The 21,679-nt window shown below is 33.7% G+C and carries 13 protein-coding genes and 1 tRNA gene; 5 read left to right on the top strand and 9 right to left on the bottom strand.

What is annotated here, in order from left to right; genetic code table 11:
- Nucleotides 1-118: 118 nt before the first annotated feature.
- The 4 genes from IRZ99_RS08690 to IRZ99_RS08675 all read right to left on the bottom strand — a co-directional run bounded on the left by IRZ99_RS08690 (nt 119) and on the right by IRZ99_RS08675 (nt 8,747).
- Nucleotides 119-550: a hypothetical protein gene (locus IRZ99_RS08690; RefSeq protein ID WP_194656905.1), complete on the bottom strand. Its 432-nt coding sequence runs from the start codon at nt 548-550 to the stop codon at nt 119-121.
- Between the two features lie 478 nt (nt 551-1,028).
- A complete protein-coding gene (purL, locus tag IRZ99_RS08685; RefSeq protein WP_194656904.1) occupies nt 1,029-4,700 on the bottom strand; it encodes a phosphoribosylformylglycinamidine synthase in 3,672 nt (1,223 codons plus the stop codon).
- 327 nt (nt 4,701-5,027) lie between these two features.
- Nucleotides 5,028-6,875 carry an endonuclease gene (locus tag IRZ99_RS08680; protein WP_194656903.1) on the bottom strand — a complete coding sequence of 616 codons (1,848 nt, stop codon included), beginning with the start codon at nt 6,873-6,875 and terminating at the stop codon, nt 5,028-5,030.
- A 360-nt stretch (nt 6,876-7,235) separates the two neighbouring features.
- Nucleotides 7,236-8,747 carry a hypothetical protein gene (locus IRZ99_RS08675; protein ID WP_194656902.1) on the bottom strand — a complete coding sequence of 504 codons (1,512 nt, stop codon included), beginning with the start codon at nt 8,745-8,747 and terminating at the stop codon, nt 7,236-7,238.
- Between the two features lie 128 nt (nt 8,748-8,875).
- Here IRZ99_RS08675 and IRZ99_RS08670 point away from each other — a divergent pair, with 128 nt between their 5' ends.
- The 5 genes from IRZ99_RS08670 to IRZ99_RS08650 all read left to right on the top strand — a co-directional run bounded on the left by IRZ99_RS08670 (nt 8,876) and on the right by IRZ99_RS08650 (nt 13,478).
- Entirely contained in the window at nt 8,876-9,304 is a 429-nt protein-coding gene (locus IRZ99_RS08670; protein WP_194656901.1) for a PaaI family thioesterase, read from the top strand.
- 32 nt (nt 9,305-9,336) lie between these two features.
- Nucleotides 9,337-11,397 (top strand): M48 family metalloprotease, encoded by a 2,061-nt coding sequence (locus IRZ99_RS08665; RefSeq protein WP_194656900.1) that lies wholly within the window; start codon nt 9,337-9,339, stop codon nt 11,395-11,397.
- 40 nt (nt 11,398-11,437) lie between these two features.
- Entirely contained in the window at nt 11,438-12,520 is a 1,083-nt protein-coding gene (locus IRZ99_RS08660) for a chorismate-binding protein (protein ID WP_194656899.1), read from the top strand.
- Nucleotides 12,521-12,611: 91 nt separating this feature from the next.
- Nucleotides 12,612-13,328: a bacillithiol biosynthesis deacetylase BshB1 gene (gene bshB1 / locus IRZ99_RS08655; RefSeq protein WP_194656898.1), complete on the top strand. Its 717-nt coding sequence runs from the start codon at nt 12,612-12,614 to the stop codon at nt 13,326-13,328.
- 76 nt (nt 13,329-13,404) lie between these two features.
- A tRNA-His gene (locus IRZ99_RS08650) sits at nt 13,405-13,478 on the top strand.
- Nucleotides 13,479-13,804: 326 nt separating this feature from the next.
- Here the strand turns inward: IRZ99_RS08650 and IRZ99_RS08645 are convergent.
- From IRZ99_RS08645 to IRZ99_RS08625, 5 genes are all read right to left on the bottom strand, one after another.
- Nucleotides 13,805-14,653 (bottom strand): neutral zinc metallopeptidase, encoded by an 849-nt coding sequence (locus IRZ99_RS08645; protein WP_194656897.1) that lies wholly within the window; start codon nt 14,651-14,653, stop codon nt 13,805-13,807.
- A 94-nt stretch (nt 14,654-14,747) separates the two neighbouring features.
- On the bottom strand, nt 14,748-18,431 hold the full coding sequence (locus tag IRZ99_RS08640; RefSeq protein WP_194656896.1) for a response regulator: 3,684 nt from the start codon (nt 18,429-18,431) through the stop codon (nt 14,748-14,750).
- Between the two features lie 89 nt (nt 18,432-18,520).
- Complete coding sequence (locus tag IRZ99_RS08635) at nt 18,521-19,324, bottom strand: hypothetical protein (RefSeq protein WP_194656895.1); 804 nt, start codon at nt 19,322-19,324, stop codon at nt 18,521-18,523.
- A gap of 123 nt (nt 19,325-19,447) precedes the next feature.
- On the bottom strand, nt 19,448-20,776 hold the full coding sequence (locus IRZ99_RS08630; protein ID WP_194656894.1) for an aldehyde dehydrogenase: 1,329 nt from the start codon (nt 20,774-20,776) through the stop codon (nt 19,448-19,450).
- Between the two features lie 76 nt (nt 20,777-20,852).
- A complete protein-coding gene (locus tag IRZ99_RS08625) occupies nt 20,853-21,542 on the bottom strand; it encodes an RluA family pseudouridine synthase (RefSeq protein WP_194656893.1) in 690 nt (229 codons plus the stop codon).
- Nucleotides 21,543-21,679: the final 137 nt, after the last annotated feature.

Below are 21,679 nucleotides of genomic sequence, written 5' to 3'. Positions count from 1 at the left end.
AATTTTATGGGAAAATTTATATGGACTCTTGAAAATCAACGAAAACGTTTTCTTTTTGTGGGTAATTTTTCCCAAAAACTAAAAATTATGTAATTTGATGTGTGATTTTTTTTTCAGATTACTGAACATCATAATCTACATATTCTTTCACTCTTTCTCCCATCAAAAACATTTTTTTCTTGGTAAAGTGAATAGAAAATTGAGAGTTAATCCATTCGTTGCTATCATTTGGCCTGTACCAAAAAGTATAAGAGGCGCTATTGAAACCTTCTCTGAAAACAGGAATTCCTTCTTCAGTACATTCAATTCCCCAATTCATTTTTGTTTTGCTTAAATCTTCAGACTGAATTACTCCGGTTCCGTCCGGATTTAATACGGTGCTAGGCTCTTTTTGTCCTGCCGGAATATAAGTACCGGGAATGGGATACCCAATTGTTGTGGTTATATAACGATCACGACCATTATAAGAAATTTTATTTACCTCGACTTGTGAGTAGGATTGGGAAACAGTAAAAAATAACGTGATTAGTAATAAATGTAGTGCTTTCATTCTTTGTAGGTTTAAAAGTATTTTTGGGGTTAAAAAAGATTTAGCGGCAAATATTTTTTACGAATATAGTTCAAATTTTAATTAAAAATAGTGATTATTTTAACTAAAAAATACCGTTTTTTTCTGGGATTCACATGAAAAACTGTGGGCGAAAAAATTTTACCGCAAAGTGCGCTAAGATTTTTTATCTGTTTGTGTTTGCAGGATCTTTATGTAGTTCGCAAAGCTGTATGTGATTGCCTTTGCGAGCCTTGCGTAAACCCTTTGCGTACGTTGCGGTTAAATTTAACGCAAAGTTCGCTAAGGTTTTTATCTGCTTGTGTTTGCAGGATCTTTATAAGTACGCAAAGCTGTATGTGATTGCCTTTGCGAGCCTTGCGTAAACCCTTTGCGTGCGTTGCGGTTAAATTCAATTTGTGAAATTTGTGGCAAAAAAAAAGCGCCCGAAGTTTCGAGCGCTTTTAGAAAAATATATTTTTTAGTTTTTCTCAATCCATTTTCTCGCATTGATAAAAGCTTCATGCCAAGGTGTAAACTCGTCATTTCTGTCTTTTGGATAATGTGCCCAGTTCCATTGGAAAGTTGAACGCTCAATATGAGGCATTGTAACCAAGTGTCTTCCTGTTTTGTCGCACATCATGGCTACATCGTAATGAGAACCATTTGGGTTTGCTGGATATCCTTCGTAAGCGTATTTAGAAACAATGTTATAATTTTCTTCACCCATTGGTAAATTGAATTTTCCTTCTCCATGAGAAACCCAAACTCCCAAAGTAGTTCCAGCCAATGTCGATAACATAACCGAATTGTTTTCCTGAACTTTTACAGAAGTAAAAATACTTTCGTGTTTATTACTATCGTTATGAAGCATTTTTCCGTGCACTTCATGCTCCGGATTAATAACTTCTAATTCCATGAACAACTGGCATCCGTTACAGATTCCGACAGATAATGTATCTTCTCTTTTGAAGAAATTATCTAAAGCAGTTTTTGCTTTTTCGTTGTATAAGAAAGCTCCGGCCCAACCTTTAGCAGAACCTAAAACGTCAGAATTAGAGAATCCTCCAACAGCTCCGATAAATTGAATGTCTTCCAATGTTTCACGTCCAGAAATCAAATCTGTCATGTGAACGTCTTTTACATCGAATCCTGCCAAGAACATTGCATTTGCCATTTCACGCTCAGAATTACTTCCTTTTTCACGAATAATAGCTGCTTTCGGTCGAGGTTTTGAAGCATCAATTACAGGCGCTTTACCAGTAAAATGTGCTGGGAAAGTATAATTTAAAGCCTGATTTTTATAATTTTCAAAACGTGCTTTAGCCGTTCCGTTTTTAGATTGTTTTTGATCTAATAAATAAGAAGTTTCAAACCAAACGTCTCTGTAAGTTGGAATATCCAATTTATAATCAGCAAATTCTAAAGTTGCAGTACTTTGAACTGAACCAATTTTGAAGAATTCGATATTATTTGCTTTCAATTTAGCTTCAACAGCTGCATCAGATTTAGCTTGGAAAACGATTCCGATGTTTTCTGCGAAAAGGATTTTCAATAGATCTTTTTCTGCGAAAGCACTAAAATCAATTTTAGCTCCAAGATTCACATCAGCAAAACACAATTCTAATAAAGTAGTAATCAATCCACCGCTTCCGATATCGTGACCTGCTAAAATTTGGCTTTCGCCGATTAATTCCTGGATTGTGTTAAAAGCATTTTTGAAGAAAGAAGCATCTTTAATGGTAGAAGTTTCGTTTCCGATTGTGTTTCTGATTTGTGCAAAAGATGAACCTCCTAATTTGAAATCATCCTGAGACAAATTGATATAATAAATTGAATCTCCGTCTTTTTGTAAAACAGGTTCAACTACTTTTCTGATATCCGTACAGTTTCCTCCAGCCGAAATAATAACCGTTCCCGGTGCAATTACTTCGTCGTTTGGATATTTTTGTTTCATCGAAAGTGAATCTTTTCCTGTCGGAATGTTGATTCCCAATTCAATTGCAAATTCTGAACAACCTTCAACTGCAGCGTACAAACGAGCGTCTTCACCTTCGTTTTTACAAGCCCACATCCAGTTGGCAGATAATGAAATTCCTTTCAATCCGTCTTTAATTGGCGCCCAGACAATGTTTGATAACGATTCTGCAATAGCATTTCTGCTTCCTGCAACCGGATCAATCAAAGCCGCGATAGGAGCGTGGCCAATAGAAGTAGCGATTCCTTCTTTTCCTAAATAATCAAGAGCCATAACCCCAACATTATTTAAAGGCAATTGCAACGGTCCTGCACATTGTTGTTTGGCAACTTTTCCACCAACGCAACGGTCCACTTTGTTTGTTAACCAGTCTTTTGAAGCAACAGCTTCTAAACGTAAAACATCTTTTAAATAACTTTCGAAATCATTTGCCGAATAAGAAACAGCAGCATATTTTCTGTCGATCGTTTTGTCTGTCATAACCGTTTTTGGAGAACTTCCGAAGAAATCTTCTAAAGCATAATCCATCGGTTTTGAACCATTTGATTTTGATTCGAAAGTAAAACGGTGATCTCCCGTTACATCTCCAACCTCATACATTGGCGAACGCTCTCTGTCGGCGATTCTCTGTAAAGTATCAATATCTTTTTGACCAATAACCAATCCCATTCTTTCCTGAGACTCGTTACCAATAATTTCTTTTGCAGAAAGTGTTGGATCTCCCACCGGTAATTTATCTAAATCGATTAATCCACCAGTTTCTTCCACTAATTCAGAAAGACAGTTTAAGTGTCCACCAGCACCGTGATCGTGAATAGAAACAATCGGATTATGATCGCTTTCTACCAAACCACGAATGGCATTAGCAGCACGTTTTTGCATTTCAGGATTTGATCGTTGAATCGCATTTAATTCGATTCCTGAACCGAAAGCTCCGGTATCTGCAGAAGAAACCGCAGCACCACCCATTCCGATTCTATAATTTTCTCCACCTAAGATTACGATTTTATCGCCTTCTTGTGGTTTCTTTTTGATTGCCTGATCTAATTTTCCGTAACCAATTCCACCCGCCTGCATGATTACTTTATCGTAACCAATTTTGCGGTCGTTTTCTGAATGTTCGAAAGTTAAAACTGAACCTGTGATTAACGGTTGTCCAAATTTATTTCCGAAATCAGAAGCTCCGTTTGAAGCTTTAATTAAAATATCCATTGGAGTTTGGTACAGCCATTTTCTTTCTTCCATTGCGTTTTCCCAAGTCCTGTCATCCTGAGCGGAGTCGAAGGATTTCAAACGAGAGTATGAAGTCATGTAAACTGCAGTTCCTGCTAATGGCAATGAACCTTGTCCACCAGCCAAACGGTCACGAATTTCTCCTCCTGAACCTGTTGCAGCTCCGTTGAAAGGCTCAACTGTTGTTGGGAAATTGTGTGTTTCTGCTTTTAGAGACAAAACTGAATCAAATTCTTTTATCTCGTAATAGTCTGGTTTGTCAGCTGTTTTTGGTGCAAACTGCTGCACTTTTGGTCCTTTTACAAAAGCAACGTTGTCTTTGTAAGCAGACACAATATCGTTAGGATTTTCCTGTGATGTTTTTTTGATTAATTTGAAAAGAGAAGTTTCTTTTTCTTGGCCGTCAATAACAAAAGTTCCGTTGAAAATTTTGTGACGACAATGTTCTGAATTCGCTTGTGAGAAAGCAAAAATCTCGGAATCAGTTAACTTTCTTCCTAATTTTACAGCAAGATTATCTAAGTAATCTACTTCTTCCTGGCTTAAAGCCAAACCTTCTACTTTGTTATATGTTGCAATATCATCGATTTCCAGAATTGGTTCCGGCTGTACGTTGATAGTGAAAATTTCCTGATCTAATTGAGTAAACTTTTGAAAAAGCATTGGATCAAAATCAGTAAAGTCAGCCGTTGCAGGATGAAATTCTTCAATTCTGATGATGCCCGGAATACCCATGTTTTGAGTGATTTCTACAGCATTTGTACTCCAAGGTGTGATCATAGTGGCGCGGGGACCAACAAAAAAATCCGTCAAAGCGGATTTTTCGATCTTATTAGAGTTGGCAAAAAGCCAGTTTAATTTTGAAATGTCTTGAGCCGAAATTTCGTTTTGCGTTTGTACCGCGAAAACAGTTTTGCTTTGGTTTTCAAAGAAATGGATCATTGTGATGTGTAGTTTGTTGTATTGAAGGTGCAAATTTAGTGTAAATAAATAGTAAGCGCAAATTTGAAAAGGAACTCTTTTAATGTTTTTTTGCCACAAAGACACAAAGGCACAAAGTTTTTTTTGTTTCACGCAGATTTTGCAGATTTATGCAGATGCTCGCAGATAATTTATTGCAACTAATTTTTAAAATTAAATCTTTTAAAATCTGCGTGAAATATCTATTTTAATCCTTTAATCTGTGGCTAAAGAAAACCTGATGTCTTAGTGGCAAAACAAAAAAAGCGACAATATGCCGCTTTTTAAATGAAGTAAGATGTGGTTTTATTATTTGATAACGATGTTTTTAATAATCGTTTTGGAGTCTTTTGTGATTTTTACCAGATAAATTCCTTTAGCAAGATGACTTACTGAAATAGCAGGGTCTGAAGTGTTTTGTTTTTCAAAAACTTTTTGTCCGGCAAAGGAGATAATTTCAATGGAGTAGACTTCTTCTAAACTAGAAAAACCAACATAGAAATTCCCGTCTGAAGGATTTGGATAAATTATAATTTCATCTGAAAGTTCAATAATTTCTTCGTCTTCAATAGGCTGTGCCATTTTGCTTGCCAGATTGTTACAAGTATCTGTGGTGTACGAATCCCATTGTGAGCTTAAATTGAAAGTTGTTGAGGGAGAAGTTACAGTTGATTTCCTTCTTAAGGTAACATCAATTGCAAAGTTTGCAGTTCCGCCGCTGAAAGTTCCAATAATATCAATCAAAACGCCATTTTTGAATAAACCTACAGCGTCATTTCCGTTGAAGGTCAATTCGGTTGCTGTGGTCGAAATATTGGCTGCGCTTGTAGAAAAACAAGCGGAAGAAATAGAACTGTTTACAATTACAAATTTACTTCCAGTTGTTAGCGTTCCGCTTAAAGCTAAACCAGTACTCCAGGAACCTGCCCCGTTGGTTTGTTTTTTTATAGTGTAAGCAGATAAGCTGACAGAGCTTCCGGTATTGTTTGCAATCTCCAAAGCTTTATTGTTGCCTGAACCCTCAATATACTCAGAGAAAAGCAAATCGGTTGCTGTTCCGGTACCGCTGCTGTTTGTGGTTACGGCAATAGTATTGCTGGATGCAGAAGCATTTCCGGCAGCGTCTTTTGCTTTTACATAGATTGAATAACTTGTCGAAGCTGTTAAGCCAGTGATTGTTGCTGATAATCCTGAAACAGTAGTTTTTAAAACGCTATTGGCATAAACGTCATAACCTGTTACACCAACATTATCAGTTGAAGCTGTCCAGACAACTGTAATTGAAGTCGCTGTTTTTGATGTTGAAGCCAGACTTGTCGGAGTAGTTGGTGACTGAGTATCTCCGGAAGGAGTACCGCCCCAGATCTGATTTACATATTCCGGATGATCGATATAGGGATTTCTATTATTTTGGCGTGCATAAATGGCATTGTTTCGTGCAATTTCTCTCGCACTTACCGGATCCTGTGTATGCCAGGCCAAAAGAAGATTTAAAAATGCCGTTGTAAAAACTTTGTTACTTGAACCATCAAACATGGCGTAGGAATATCCCGCAACGGTATTCTCATAACGTGTTGCAAAATAGAGATACATTCTGGCAATGTCGCCTTTAAAAGCATTTACAGGTTCAAAAACAGTTCCTGAATATCCAGATACAGAACTTGAACCTAATTTTCCTCCATTTTGAGCCGTATAAGTTGCTGAAGCTACAGTTCCATGAGGATAGTTGGAACGTATGCCGTTTACTTTTCCATCTGTTGGTGTAATGAAATGTGCATCAGAAACCATTGGAGATTGCTCGTTAAATACAGATTGCGGAATAATATGTTCTCTATTATAACAATCGCCTTCAACAGAATAATTTCCGCATCGTTGTGTAGTTCCTGTGCTGTAATTGTAAGGATCTGTTCCGGAAGGATTTTCAGAATACATGTCCAGGACCGTTCCGTCGTTTTCATAAAAGTTATCGACGTCAGAAGTTTGATAGGTGGTGTACAAACCTGCATATCCGTTATCGGTATGTCCTTTAATGATGTTGTACAATTGTGTTTTTAAGGTATAACCGGTCCCGGTTGCAGTGTTATAATACCCACTTGGAATCTGTGCAAAACTTGCTGTGAAAACAAGTAATAAAAAAAAAGAGTAGTGTTTTTTCATAAAAAATAGTTTTAGATTTGGTTGTGTAATAAATTGATATTAAATGAATTAATTTATTATTGTATCAAAAATACTACTTTTATGAATGCATGAAGTTAAGGAATGTTTATTTTTAGATATATTTTCTTACTAGTTGTTTTTTTGCCACGAAGACACAAAGACACAAAGTTTTTTTAATTTCGCAAAGGCACAGAATCCCTAGGTTGTTTTCATTTTTTTCCATTTCGAAGAAATGAGATCTGTAGCTTAATTGTTTCTTAAAACAAAAAAAATGCGACTTTACGAGATTATTTCACCAGCATAGATTCACATAGAAAAATAAAAAACTTGGTGTCTTTGTGCCTTCGTAGCAAATTTTCTTTATTTAGGGAAGACTGCACTCTGATAAGCACCTAAATCCGGAGGAGAAGTTCTTGTTGCCCCAATAATATCGAACGGTATTATGTAGATCTGATTTCCTTTCGCGAAAGCGGATGAAGTATTATCAATGTTGAATTTATTCTGAGAAACATTATAAAACTTCGGATTTTCATTCAGGATAATCTGATTGTAATGAACAGCATCTGTTTTAAATTGATAATCTGGATTAGTTGAAGAACTGCTAAATTTTAACAGACAATTGTTTAATTGATAAACAAATGGGGCGCTGGTATTTTTGTTTAAATTAAATTCATTAGTATTTGAGCCGTAAATAATACAGTTGTTAAAAGTTGCGTTCGTCAGCGGATTTGTTTCGGGTGTTTCACCAGACAGACTATTACTTAAATTAACAGCAAAATGCGAGCTGCTTTGCCAGTTATTATTGAAGGTGCAGTGTGTAAAATTATAGTTACCACCATACACGCAAGATAAACTTGCTAAACCAGCATAATTAATTACAATGTTTTCGCCAATGATATGCGTGTTTTTTGCTAAAATTCCATATTCGACACAATTGTAAATTTGAGTATTCTTTATTTCAACCGTATTAAATGGATTTTGGAAATCTAAACCAATAACAGCATTTTTTAGAGTTAAATGATTGATAGTATGATTTGCGCTTCCATTAGAAAAAATAACTGAATTCCATTGCCCTGGAATATCTGAATAAAGCGACTCCAATCGATCACCTTCAAAAATAATCTCGTTTTCAAGTTTGTTGGTTGTTGAAGCTGCGCCATTAATTTGGAGTGAAGCATTGTCACCAATGTATAAGCCCGAATTATCATGAAAATGAACTCTTGCGCCGGCTTCAAATTTTACAGTTTTATTCTCGGGAACTCCGGCATAACCGTAAAGTACATAAGGTTTGTCATTAGTAAAAATTAATTCATTTCCGTTTACAACATCATTTTCATCTAAATAAAATCCATCAACCTCTTTTCCGCCGATTTGAATTTTTTCCTTAGTTCCATCAGCATTTTGCTTCGGATATAAAAAAACAGCATCCTGAATTAAAGTTACTAAAGCTACTTGCTGAAGATTCGCTCCACTGTCAAACTGAATTTCGTCAGTATATAAAAAATCAGTGGGATCAGCATCTGTAATATCTGCTGTTGTCTCTACAAAAATGTACAAACTGTCTTTGGCTAAAAGCGTAACATTATTGAAGATTTTCCCATTGTTACCAGTCATTCCGTCAACTGTCATTCGGTATTTAGAATTTAATCCTTTTTTGAGTTGAATAATCGGAATTGAGATATCGTTTTTAGTTTTATTATAGACTTTTAGTTGGTAAGTGCTCGAACCAATATTCTTAAAAACGGTGTCCAAATAAACGGTATCTTTTGAAAACTTTAAATCTCCTGTGCTGGCAACGGTATCAAAATCAGTTCGGCAAGAACTGAAAGCTAAAAGTAGGCCGAGAAAGAAGAGTGCAAAATAGTGACGCATTTAAAATCTTTTTTTGTAAAAATAACAAAAAAGGGTCAGGTTCATAAATGATTTTTAATATTAGAATTGGATTTTCTAATTTGTATCTTATCTTTTCTTTAATTTTACGATTTTAAAGCCTATTTTAAATGAATTATACAAAAGAACAAATTTTAGAGCGTTGCAATCAGTTTTCTAAAAACACTTTGATGGAAACGCTAAAAATTGAATATATAGATGCAGGCGAGGACTTTTTAACTGCAAAAATGCCTGTAAATCCAAGTGTTCATCAACCAATGGGCTTATTACATGGAGGAGCTTCAGTCGCTTTGGCCGAAAGTGTTGGAAGTGCAGCCTCTTTCTTTTTTATCGATCCGAGAGAACAGGAAGTTCGTGGAATCGAAATTTCAGCAAATCATCTAAAAAGTATTCGTGAAGGTTGGGTTTTTGGAACTGCAAGAATCATTCATAAAGGAAGAAGTATTCATCTTTGGGAGATTAAAATTACGGATGAAGCCGGAAATTTGATTTCGCTTTGCAAATTGACTAATATGGTTTTAGATAAAAAGAAAGATTAAAATATTTTACAATCCAAATCGCTATAAAATTAATGACGCAAAATTACACAGCTCCGGTTTCTGCCACCTTCAAAAAAAGGACAACTAATGCAATTCTTTCTGTTATCTTTTTTTTTATTGTTTATCTCGCCTTAATTCTTTCAGGAATTGCTATTACCGTTTTAGCAGGTTATGCAGGTTTTATGATTATTGCTGCAAAGCCAATGTTTATTACTATTATGATTGGTGCAGGTCTGCTCTGTATGGGCGTACTTGTTTTGGTTTTTCTTTTTAAATTTATGTTTGTAAAACATACTGTTGATCGCTCTCATTTAATAGAAATAACCCGCGAAGAAGAGCCTAAATTATTCGCTTTTATTGATGAAATTGTAAGTGCAGTTAAAACAGATTTTCCTAAGAAGATTTATTTATCGTCAGAAGTGAATGCCTCGGTTTTTTACGATTCTACTTTTTGGAGCATGTTTTTACCGATCAAAAAAAATCTACAAATAGGAGTTGGGCTTATAAATTCCGTTTCCGAGGTTGAGCTGAAAGCCATTTTGGCACATGAATTTGGACACTTTTCGCAACGAAGTATGAAAGTGGGTAGTTATGTTTATAATGTAAACCAAATTATTCATAATATGCTTTATGATAATAATTCATATAACTCAATTGCCAATAGTTGGGGAAGTGTTAACGCATACTTTGCTTTTTTTGCAACAATTGCTATAAAAATTGTTGAAGGAATTCAATGGGTATTGAAACAGGTATATAGCGTAGTAAATATCAATTATCACGCTTTGTCAAGACAAATGGAATTTCATGCGGATGCTGTTGCAGCAAGTGTTACAGGTTCCAAGCCATTGATAACATCGTTGTTAAGGCTTGATCTTGCAGACCATTCGTTTAATGCTGTGTTGGATTATTATGGAAAAAAAATTTCGGATTCGGTTACTACAGAAAATATTTATTCACAGCAATCTTTTGTAATGAACTTTATTGCTGCAAAAAGTAAACTTGAGGTCGAAAATAATTTACCACAGTTAACGCCTGATTTTCTTTCCAGATACAATAAATCAAAATTGGTTATTGAAAATAAATGGGGAACACATCCTAGTATAGAAGATAGGGTTAAGGAATTAGAAAAATTGAATATAAAATCTAATGGAGAAAACAATTCATTAGCAATAGGGTTATTTAAAGATGGTGAACAATTGCAAAATAAGTTTACAAATAAATTATTTTCTGCGGTTACTTATTCTAATGAAGTAGTTTTTCATGAAAATGAGAAATTTTTTCAAGAGTATGAAAATGACTTTTTATCAAACTCATTCAATGATTTTTACAATAGTTATTATGATGATAAAAACCTGGGTGAGATTGATTTCGATTCGGTTTTGCCGGAAGCCTTAATTTCTGATGTAAACGAACTGTTTAATAATTCGTCAGTAGATTTGGTATATAATTCCATTTCATTAGAAAGAGATATTAATACATTAAAACAAATTGTTGATGGTAATTTTAAGATAAAATCATTTTCATATAATGGGCACAAAGTTTTATCTAAAAATGCTAAAGAATTAATTGATGAATTAGAAACGGAATTAGAAGAAATTAAAGATCAAATCACCAAGAATGATGTTGAGATTTATCTTTATTTTTTGAATTTGGCAAAGAATCAAAATAAAAAGGAAGAGTATAAAAGTAATTATGCTGAGTTGCAAAAAATGGACAAGGAATTTGATGTTAAGATTGATTACTTTGTGAAAATGATAAATGCTTCTGAATTTATGCATCAGGTAAACACCTATGATGTGATTGAAAAAAATATGATATTGCTAAAAAGAGAAGAAGATAAGTTTAAAAAACAAATCGAAGAAATGTTGGAAAACAAAAATTACAGTAATGTAATTACAATCGAGATGAAAGAATTGTTTACAAAATATTTATCTGAAGATTGGGTTTACTTTAGTAAAAACGAATATCTAAATGAATGTTTAGACGTTATGTCTAAAGCAATGAGTAATTATCAACTAATTTTATCTAAATCATTTTTTGAGAAGAAAAAAGATTTACTGAATTTCAATATTCAGCTGATGAAGATTAAATAACAAGATACTTTATGTATTTTGACAGAACACATATATAAACATGAACGACTTTTTCTCCACTATAAGAAAACATCAGGAGCAGAAATTGCCTTTTGTAATTTATTCTAAACCTAATTCGTCCAGTATTTTTGCGCTTTTGCAGCAAAATGATACTTTGTACAAAGTCACAGATTATAGTGAAAAAGGCTTTGTTTTTGCTTCTTTTGATGAAAAACAGCTATTTGTAATTCCAGAGGAAGAATCGAGAATTATTAGTGCCGAACAGACCTTTGTTGGTTTTAGTTTCAACGAAATTGATGATCTGTTTGTTGATTCCGAAGCAAAAAGTCAATATGAGGATTTGGTCTCAAAAGGAATTGAAGCCATTAATAACGACGAATTCAAAAAAGTAGTTTTATCCAGAAGTGAAAAAGTTGATTTGATAGATTTTGATTTTATCGTCACTTTTAAACGTTTGATTCATCTTTATCCGTCGAGTTTCTCCTATTGTTTTTTTCATCCGGAAATTGGATTTTGGATGGGAGCAACTCCGGAACAATTGTTAAAGGCAAATGGAAATTTTTTTGAAACAACAGCTTTGGCAGGGACGCAAAAAGCAACTTTAGAAACAGAGATATCCTGGCAGCAAAAAGAAAAAGACGAACAGCAATACGTAACTGATTTTATTGTGAAAAGATTGCGTGAAGTTGCTTCTTCAGTAGTTGTTACGGAACCATATAGTATAAAAGCAGGATCAATCTGGCATATTAAAACGGATATTTCGGGAGTTTTAAATGATAATTCTACTTTAGAGGAAGTTATTGACACACTTCATCCGACACCCGCAGTTTGCGGTTTACCAAAGAAAAAGGCAAAAGCATTCATAATTGAAAATGAAAACTACGATAGAACTTTCTACACGGGTTTTCTAGGCGAATTAAATTGCAGTTTCGCGCATAATGCGCATAGTTCTGATTTATTTGTAAATTTACGTAGCATGCAAATTATAGATAAAACAGCCATTCTATATATGGGATGCGGTATTACAAAAGAAAGTATTCCCGAAAAAGAGTGGGAGGAAAGCGTCAATAAATCAATGACGATGAAAAGAGTTTTGAATATAAAAAAGAATAATAATTGTTAAAAAGTTTCAAGCTTCAGGTTTCAAGTTTTTGGAACGTAAAACCTGAAACTTGAAACCTGAAACTTGAAACCTGAAACTTGAAACAAAAAAAATGAAATTAGATATACTAGCCTTTGGCGCACATCCTGATGATGTAGAATTGGGTTGTGCCGGAACAATTTTAAAAGAAGTTTCACTAGGAAAAAAAGTGGGAATCGTAGATTTAACCCGAGGAGAATTAGGAACCCGAGGAACTGCCGAAATCAGAGATGAAGAAGCGAAAGCTGCCGCAAAAATATTAGGTGTTTTGGTTCGGGAAAATTTAGCCATGCGCGACGGTTTTTTCGTTAATGATGAAAAGCATCAGTTGGAAATTATTAAGATGATCCGAAAATATAAACCGGAGATTGTATTATGTAACGCAATTGATGATCGCCATATTGATCACGGAAAAGGAAGCAAATTAGTTTCTGACGCTTGTTTCTTATCTGGATTGATGAAAATCGAAACTGTTGTTGATGGTGAAAAACAAGAAGCCTGGAGACCGAAAGTGGTTTATCATTATATACAGTGGAAAAACATTGAACCAGATTTTGTTGTAGACATTACGGGCTTTGAGGATAAAAAAGTAGAAGCAATTGCGGCTTATAAAACTCAATTTTATGATCCAAATTCTGATGAACCTGCAACGCCAATTACAAGTAAAAACTTTTTTGAAAGCCTAAATTACCGCGCTAAGGACTTAGGACGACTTGTTGGGAAAGATTTTGCTGAAGGTTTTACGGTTGAAAGATGTTTGGCAGTCAATAGCTTAGAAGATTTGATTTAAAAAGTTTAATAATTTTTCAATTTTTTATTTGCGGAAGTAAACATTAGTTGTATATTTGCAACCGCTAAGCAAAATGGTGGTTGTAGCTCAGCTGGTTAGAGTAGCGGTTTGTGGTGCCGCGGGTCGCCGGTTCGAACCCGGTCAGCCACCCAGAAATTTAAAGCCTTGAAGAAATTCAAGGCTTTTTTTGTCCGCTTAATTTTTTCACCATATAAGTCATATAAGCTTTTTTTAAAATTACTGCGAAAGCTTGTGGAGTGATTAAGTTTTAGTACATATAAATCTAGTGTGGAAAGGAAATATTTGAACTTCGTATTCTGAAGGAAAAACTCAAACAACACAAATGAAAACTTAAAAAGTCTTTTTATAAGTTCAAAGTAGTTTTTAAATGAACTTATATGACTTATATGGTGGAAACAAAAAAAGCATGACGTTTAAGTCATGCTTTGGTTGGTTATTATATTTGGTTTATTGAATTATCGAATTTCTTCAAATGTAGTTCCTTGTTCAATGTCTCCGGTTTTAAAACCTTTTTTAAACCAGTACATTCTTTGTTCTGATGATCCGTGTGTAAAAGAATCCGGAACCACCTGATCGCTCATTTTACTTTGAATTGCGTCATCACCAACAGCATTGGCAGCACTTAAAGCTTCGTCAATATCATCGGTATCTAAGTTTTTCTGATTATAGTGTGTCCATACCCCAGCATAAAAGTCGGCTTGTAATTCTAATGCAACGGAAAGCTTGTTTGCTTCGGTCTCACTTTTCCCTTCCTGTGCCTGACGCATTTTTGCCGACGTTCCAAGTAAGGTTTGAACGTGATGGCCAATTTCGTGCGCTATAACGTACGCAATTGCAAAGTCGCCACCCTTGGCACCAAATTTAGTTTTTAGCTCCTCAAAGAAGCCTAAATCCATATAAACCTTTTGATCACCCGGACAATAAAAAGGTCCGGAGGCAGAGGATGCCCCACCGCAGGCTGTTTGTACAGAACCTCTAAAAAGCACCAATTTTGGATTTTTATAGGTCATGCCATGTTCTTCAAATATTTTACTCCAGATGTCTTCGTTGTCAGCAAGAATTACACGTACGAAATTCCCCATTTCTTCGTCTTCTTTGCTCAATGGAGTCGCAGCTTCAGTTTGCTGTTGACCACCTTGCAGTTGCTCTAATGCAGAGCCGACAGTTTGACCGGTTTCACCACCAAAAACATTTAATAACAAAATAATGATTCCGATAACGCCGCCTCCAAGGGCTACTTTTCCTCCTGAGACACCTCTTCGGTCTTCAACATTATCACTTTGTCTTCTGCCTAACCATTTCATAATACTTTGGTTTTAAACTTTTTTAAGTTTTCTTTCACACGAATTTATGTATTTTTCGGGAATTACACAGTACCAGAAACAATTTAGTTTAAAATTATTTCAACCATTTTCGTATCGCTTCTTCAACCGTACCTCTTATAATAGGTTTTGAGATATAATCGTTCATTCCCGCTGATAAACATTTATTTCGTTCTTCTTTTTCTGCTCCGGCGGTTACAGCGATTATAGGTATACGTTGGCCTATTTCGGTAACTCTGATTGCTTTTGTAGCTTCATAGCCATTCATAATTGGCATTTGAATATCCATAAAAACAAGATCCGGATTAATGCTTTCAATTTGTTTGACGGCTTCGTATCCGTTTTCACATTCAAAAATAATAGCATTCAGGTTTAAATTCTTTACAATCGTTTTTAAAAGAAGCATATTTACTTTGTTGTCTTCTACGATTAAAATACTCACCTTCTTTCGATTCGAACTATAACTTAAAGCATATTCCGGATTATTTTGCTTTGAAATTTCTTTAAATTTTTCATTGATGCTTTCATGGCTGGTTTTTAAATTCAGATCAAAATAAAAATTACTTCCCTCGTTTATTTTACTCTTAAGTTGTAAACGACTTTCCATTAAAGCTAATAATTGATTCGAAATAGTTAATCCTAAACCTGTTCCTCCAAATTTTCTAGTTGTTGAGCTATCTTCCTGGGAGAAAGCCTTGAATATTTTTTTCTGATTTTTTTCTAAGATTCCAATTCCAGTATCAATTACAGAAAAACGAATGATGTAATTATCATCTGATTTTTGATCCAGAACAGTGACGTTTAGTTTGATTGATCCCTCGTTTGTAAACTTGATAGCATTAGATAAAAGATTGATCAAAATTTGTTTAAGGCGAACAATATCTGTCCAGATGTATTTTGGTACTTCAGGATCCAGGTTTAATTCGAGTTCGAGATTTTTTTGATTGGATTCGTAAATAATTAAATCAAATATTTGACCCAGTATTTTCTGAACATCATACAAATCAATAAAAAGCTCCAGTTTTCCGGCTTCAATTTTAGAAAAATCAAGAATATCGTTGATGATTTCCAGTAGTGAATGAGCCGATTGATTGATGGTTGTCATGTATTTTTCCTGAATTTCTTCAAGATTGGTTTTCATCAATAAATGGGTAAAACCGATAATACCATTTAAAGGTGTTCTGATTTCGTGCGACATATTAGCCAGAAAATCAGATTTTGATTTATTTGCAGCTTCTGCCAGTTCTTTGGCTTTAATTGCATCTTCACTTTCTTTAATTTTGGCGATATTTCTATTTCGGTCTAAGGCAGAAGAAATGTTATTGGCTAATGTTTGAAAAATATAAATTTCATCATCAGTCCATTTTCTTTCTTTGGTACAATCATCAAAACCAATAAAACCTGAAAAAATGTTGTTGGTAAATAGCGGTAATATTAATATGGATTTAATATTATTAGCGATTAGTAATTGCTTAAAAAACGTGTCTTCCAGATCGCGGGTTCGCGTATTTAACACTTTTCTATTATGAGAATGAAGAATAATTTCTTTTAAATTATCCTCAGTAAAATCTTGCAATTCAGTTATCTGGTGTTCAATTCCATCTCGGGACCATTTATACTGTTGACTTATAGTATTGGTTTCGAAATTTTTATCATGGTAAAAAATATGATCCACTTTGGAGGCTTTTCCAATAATATCAAATGTTTCCTGAAACATTTTTTGCAGACTTTTACTCAGAAGAAACTTTTCGGTACATAAAGCTAATGCAGATAATAAATCACTTTTAAGTTCTAATTTTTTCTCTGCTTTGAGTCGCATCTGAGAAGAAATAGCCAATGAAATTACATCAGAAATAGTTCTGGCATAGTTGATATCTTCATTGTCCCAATCTCTTTTTTCTCCTGTACTTTCAAAACACACTACGCCGGCTAACTGTCCATTTGAAAAGATTGGAACATCAAGCATTGATTTTATTTTGTTTTTATTAAAATAAATTTCCTGAAATTCAGAGGTTTCTAATTTGTCAAAAACATCGGGCGCATTTATTATGGCTTTGTTTTTTAAGGTTTCAAAATAAATAGGATATGACTCCTTGTCCAGAATGTTTTTATCACTTAAATTTTGATCATCACTACTGAATAGGTTTCTGCATATAATTACGTCACCCGTAAATTTCCAGAAACTTACTCTGTTTGCTTTTGAAATTGTCGCCGCTTCTTTAATTATTGAATCGATTACGGTTTGCAGATTATTATATTCACGAAAATCTGTTGTCGATAATTTTTTAGTTGAATTGTTATAGGCTTCAATTTTTTCTAAACGCCTTTTTTTCTCATTTTCAATATTTTTTATCTCTGTAATATCCCTGGCGATACCAGCAAAACCTATGATTTCGTCTAAATCATTTTTGCGGACAATTACTTTTTGTGAAATCCATACCAGGCTTCCATCTTTCTTTATAATTGGAATTTCGATTGTGGGATAATTGTTTCCGTTTTTTTCCAGATTTTCGTAAAAATCAACAGCATTTCTAATATAATCTTCATGAATAAAATTAGAATAATGCTGTAAAATCACTTCATTTTCTGCATAACCTAAAAGTGAAAAACCAAATTCATTGATAAACGTAAAATATCCATCGGCATTTATTTCAAAAATAATATCGGTCGCAGTCTGAATAAGATTTTTATATTGATCCTGAACAATAATTTGTTCTGTAACATCCTGACCAATACTAATAATCAGACGTTCTGAGAACTTTTTATCTTTCCATTGGATGTATTTAAATTCGCCGTTGTTATTTTTTAATTTTCTAATGTATAATTTATTGTCAATGTAGTTTTTTTGATAATTCTCTTTGTTGAATTCCGGGTCTTCTGTAAGTCTCCAGAACTCCAGTCCTTTTACCTCTTCTGGCAGATAGCCTAAAATTGAAGTGATGGTTTCGCTGCAAAAAAGTAATTCCCCTTTTTCATTTGTGGCAATTGTCAGGGAGTTTCCTTTATGAACAATTTCATTGGTAAATCTAAAGTTATCCCGATTATTTAATAGAACGGCATACTTTACCTGATTAATAATAAAAGTGACAATGCTGAAATTGATCAGTAGAACAGATGATTTAAGTGGAATTAAATTAAAAACAACTGTTATGGTTAGAAAGGTAAAGGTGATCGCAACAAATGCCCAATATATTTTTATTGGTTTTAAAATGTTGTACGAAAAGAAAAATGAAATTAAAAAGGTAATTATGGGTACAACATCACTTGGAAGGTAAATAATATTGCGGGCAACATAGCTTATGTAAATAAAAAACGATACGATAAAAACGCCCTGAATTTTATCTCGTAGTATTTTTATTTTATCTGTCAGAAGATAAATTATCAGGACAAAAACACCTATAGAAACATTGGCAACTAGGAGGCTTTTTGGTCTGATCTTAAATATTTCATTGATGATTTCAATTAAAATAACCGCGATACCAAAAAATAAAGTATATAATTGATATTCGTTATTGGCTGTGTCCGTTTCTTTTCTTTTCTCAATGAAATTACCAATTTTAGCTTTGATTTTAAAAAACTGATAAACGAGAATGCTTAAGAAACCCAAAAGAGATAAACCTAAAATAATAAGTTTTGGATTGTTGTAGAAAATAATCTCAGGAGCAAACACATACCAATTTGTTATAACTGCTTTCAGGGTATTACCAAAATAGGTAATTCCTGAAAGCAGTGAATTGTAAAAACTATAGTTTACTACCATAGTATTTGTGGTATGTTGGTTTAGTAAATAGCATTTTGAATTTTCTAAACAGAGTTGGTTAAGCTCTTAATTTATTTAGAATTTTCGTTTTATTCTAAATCTGACTGACCTATTGTGTCAATTGGATCTTCTTCTTCCATATTAAAAATCCCATAATAAGTTGCGTAGGTCATTGATGTATTAAAAGCAAGCGTGAAAATTATGGCAATACAACATCCAAAGAAACCGATGAAAGACCCTATAAAACCAACAATAACCAGAGCAAGGATTATTAGTGGATTTTTACTAATGATAATTAAACATGATTTCAAGGCATCTAATGCTTTTAAATTTCCAAAAATCACCAATGGAATAGCTAAATAGGTAAGAAATGATATGATTAAATTTAGCAAGATCGACACAGCAATGATACCCATTTCGTTAAAATAAGCGCCAATAATTGTTGAAATTGCACCGCTAATGATAGCTATAATAAAGCCAACTGTAAATATCTGTGAAAAATGATGTATTTTATAATAAGTAAAAATAGTGGAAACATTAAATTCTTCATCCTTATCTGCACAGTCTGCCATTTTAAGAAAACCAGCGCTAAAAGGAGCAATAAGACCACTTATTACTGAAGTGCCAAGTAAAGAAATAAGCATTTGTACAGCGCTTTGTTTTTGACTATCGAAATTTTCAAAAAAATCTTTACTCATACTTTCTACTCCATATATAGCAAAAAGTACACTAAAAAGGCCGAAAAAAAAGATAACTGAAAAGACTAAAATAATGAGCCCGAAGTAAAGTGCTATTTTTTTATAATTTTCAAAAGCATGGTTAAAGACAGTTGAAAAATCTAAGGAATAGCCGTGATTTTTAATGTCTTCGATTTGATCAAGTGTAGATTTCATTTTAATAGTAGAATTGTTTTTATATTTTTTACGCTTAGGTTTAATACTGAAACGTAAATATAATATTTTTAATCAATTACGTATGATAATCTACAAAATATCAATAAGTCTATTTTTGATTAATTACATCCAGTCTAGTAATCGTTTGATAGAAGCTAATTTATCTTTATAAGGTGCATATCGCATAGGAAGATCTAACCAATTTCCTTTTTTGACAATAGCTTTATGATGAGAGAAAATATCAAAACTCAATTTACCATGATAAGCTCCAATTCCACTATGTCCAACGCCACCAAATGGTAATCTTTTGTTTGAGAAATGAACAACGGTATCATTAATACAGCCACCTCCAAAAGAATAATTTGCTATAAGTTTTTTAGCAAAAGAATGATTTTCACTGAAAATATAAAAGGCGAGTGGCTTTTCATATTTATTTATGACATTGTGAATTTCGGCTTCAGTCTCATAGGTAAGAATAGGTAAAATTGGACCAAAAATTTCCTCTTTCATTACAGGACTATCAAGTGCCGGCTCTTCAATCAATGTAGGAGAAATAAATAACTTATTGGCATCCGTTTCACCTCCAAAAATTACCTTTTCACGTTCGATCATGCTGTCTAGTCGAAGAAAGTTTTTTGTATTGATAATACGGGCAAAATCAGGAGATTTGTCTAGTTTTTTGCCGTATGATTTTATGATTTCGTCAATTAAAAAAGTAATAAAATTGACTTTCATATTCTTTTGTATCAAAATATAATCCGGTGCAATACAAGTTTGGCCTGCATTGATGAATTTTCCCCAGACAATTCGTTTGGCAGCTAATTTTAAATTAGCAGTTTCGTCAATAATGCAAGGGTTTTTCCCACCTAATTCTAATGTTATCGGAGTTAGATTTTCTGCCGCTGCTTTGGCAACAACTTTACCAACGGCGACACTTCCGGTAAAGAAAATATAATCCCAGCGTTGTGCGAGTAATTTATTAGAAACGTCAACACCGCCTTCATGTACTTCAACGTGATTGATATGAAAAGTCTTTGCAATAATTTTAGCAATAATAGCTGATGTGTTTGGAGTAAGTTCAGATGGTTTTAAGACAACTCTGTTTCCAGCTGCTACAGCTGCTATAAGCGGGCATAAAGCCAATTGAAAAGGGTAATTCCAGGGTGCAATTACCAAAACGTTTCCGTAAGGTTCTTTATAAATATAATCAGTAGAAGGGAAGTTAAGAATAGAGGGAAAAACACGTTTGCGACCAGACCATTTGTAGATGTTTTTGATGGTGTCTTTCAGGTCTGAGATAACATAATTTGTTTCTGTCAGAACAGCCTCAAATTCTGGCTTTTTAAAATCATCGTATAAAGCTTTTACAATTAAATCTTCGCTTTTTTGGATGTTATATAACAACTTTTTAAGCGTTTCTTTTCTATATCCGATGTCGTTTTTATAGTCCATTTTTTGATCAACTTGTTTTTTTACTCTATGCAAGTTAATCGATAAAATTTAAAAAAGTAACAATTAAATCATAAAATCACAACGCATTCCAAATGGTTTCATCGGGAGTAGGTGCAATAATTGTTATGTTTTCTTTGGAGACCGGATGAATAAAAACAAGTTTTCTGGCATGTAGATGAATGCCTCCATCGGGATTGCTTCGGTCAAAACCATATTTCAAATCCCCTTTAATTGGTGATCCAATAGCCGCTAATTGTGCCCGAATTTGATGATGACGACCTGTGTGAAGATTAATTTCTAAAGCGACATAATTTTGAAGTTCTTTGAAAACAGTATAATCTAAACTGGCAATTTTACTATCAGGAACTTCTTTTAAATGTGCTTTTGAAGTATTATTTTTTTCATTTCTTTTTAAGAAATGAACCAATTTGGCAGTTGCTTCTTGAGGTTTATTTTTCACAACTGCCCAATAGGTTTTTTGCGTTTCACGATTGCTGAACATTTCGTTCATTCGTGTCAAAGCCTTACTTGTTCGGGCAAAAACAACAATTCCGGTTGTAGGTCGATCCAAACGATGAATTACACCCAAAAATACATCACCAGGTTTGTTGTATTTGTCTTTGATATATTCTTTAACAACATCAGATAAAGGTTTGTCTCCCGTTTTATCGCCTTGCACAATATCACCCACACGTTTGTTTACCACAATGATGTGATTGTCTTCGTGTAAAATTTGGAGATTATTTTTATCTGAAATTATTTTCATTTTAGACTTGCTTAGATTTTTAGACTTACTTAGACTTCTTAGATTTTGGATTGAAAGAATTCGGCTATAGCCTTTTTATGTGAATAAAAAATCCTCCAGCTAAAGCTGGAGGCTATTCATTTTAAAACCTTTGAACC

This window comes from Flavobacterium sp. LC2016-12 (assembly GCF_015351595.1).
GTDB lineage: Bacteria > Bacteroidota > Bacteroidia > Flavobacteriales > Flavobacteriaceae > Flavobacterium.
This window is presented reverse-complemented; position numbering and strand designations above follow the sequence as displayed.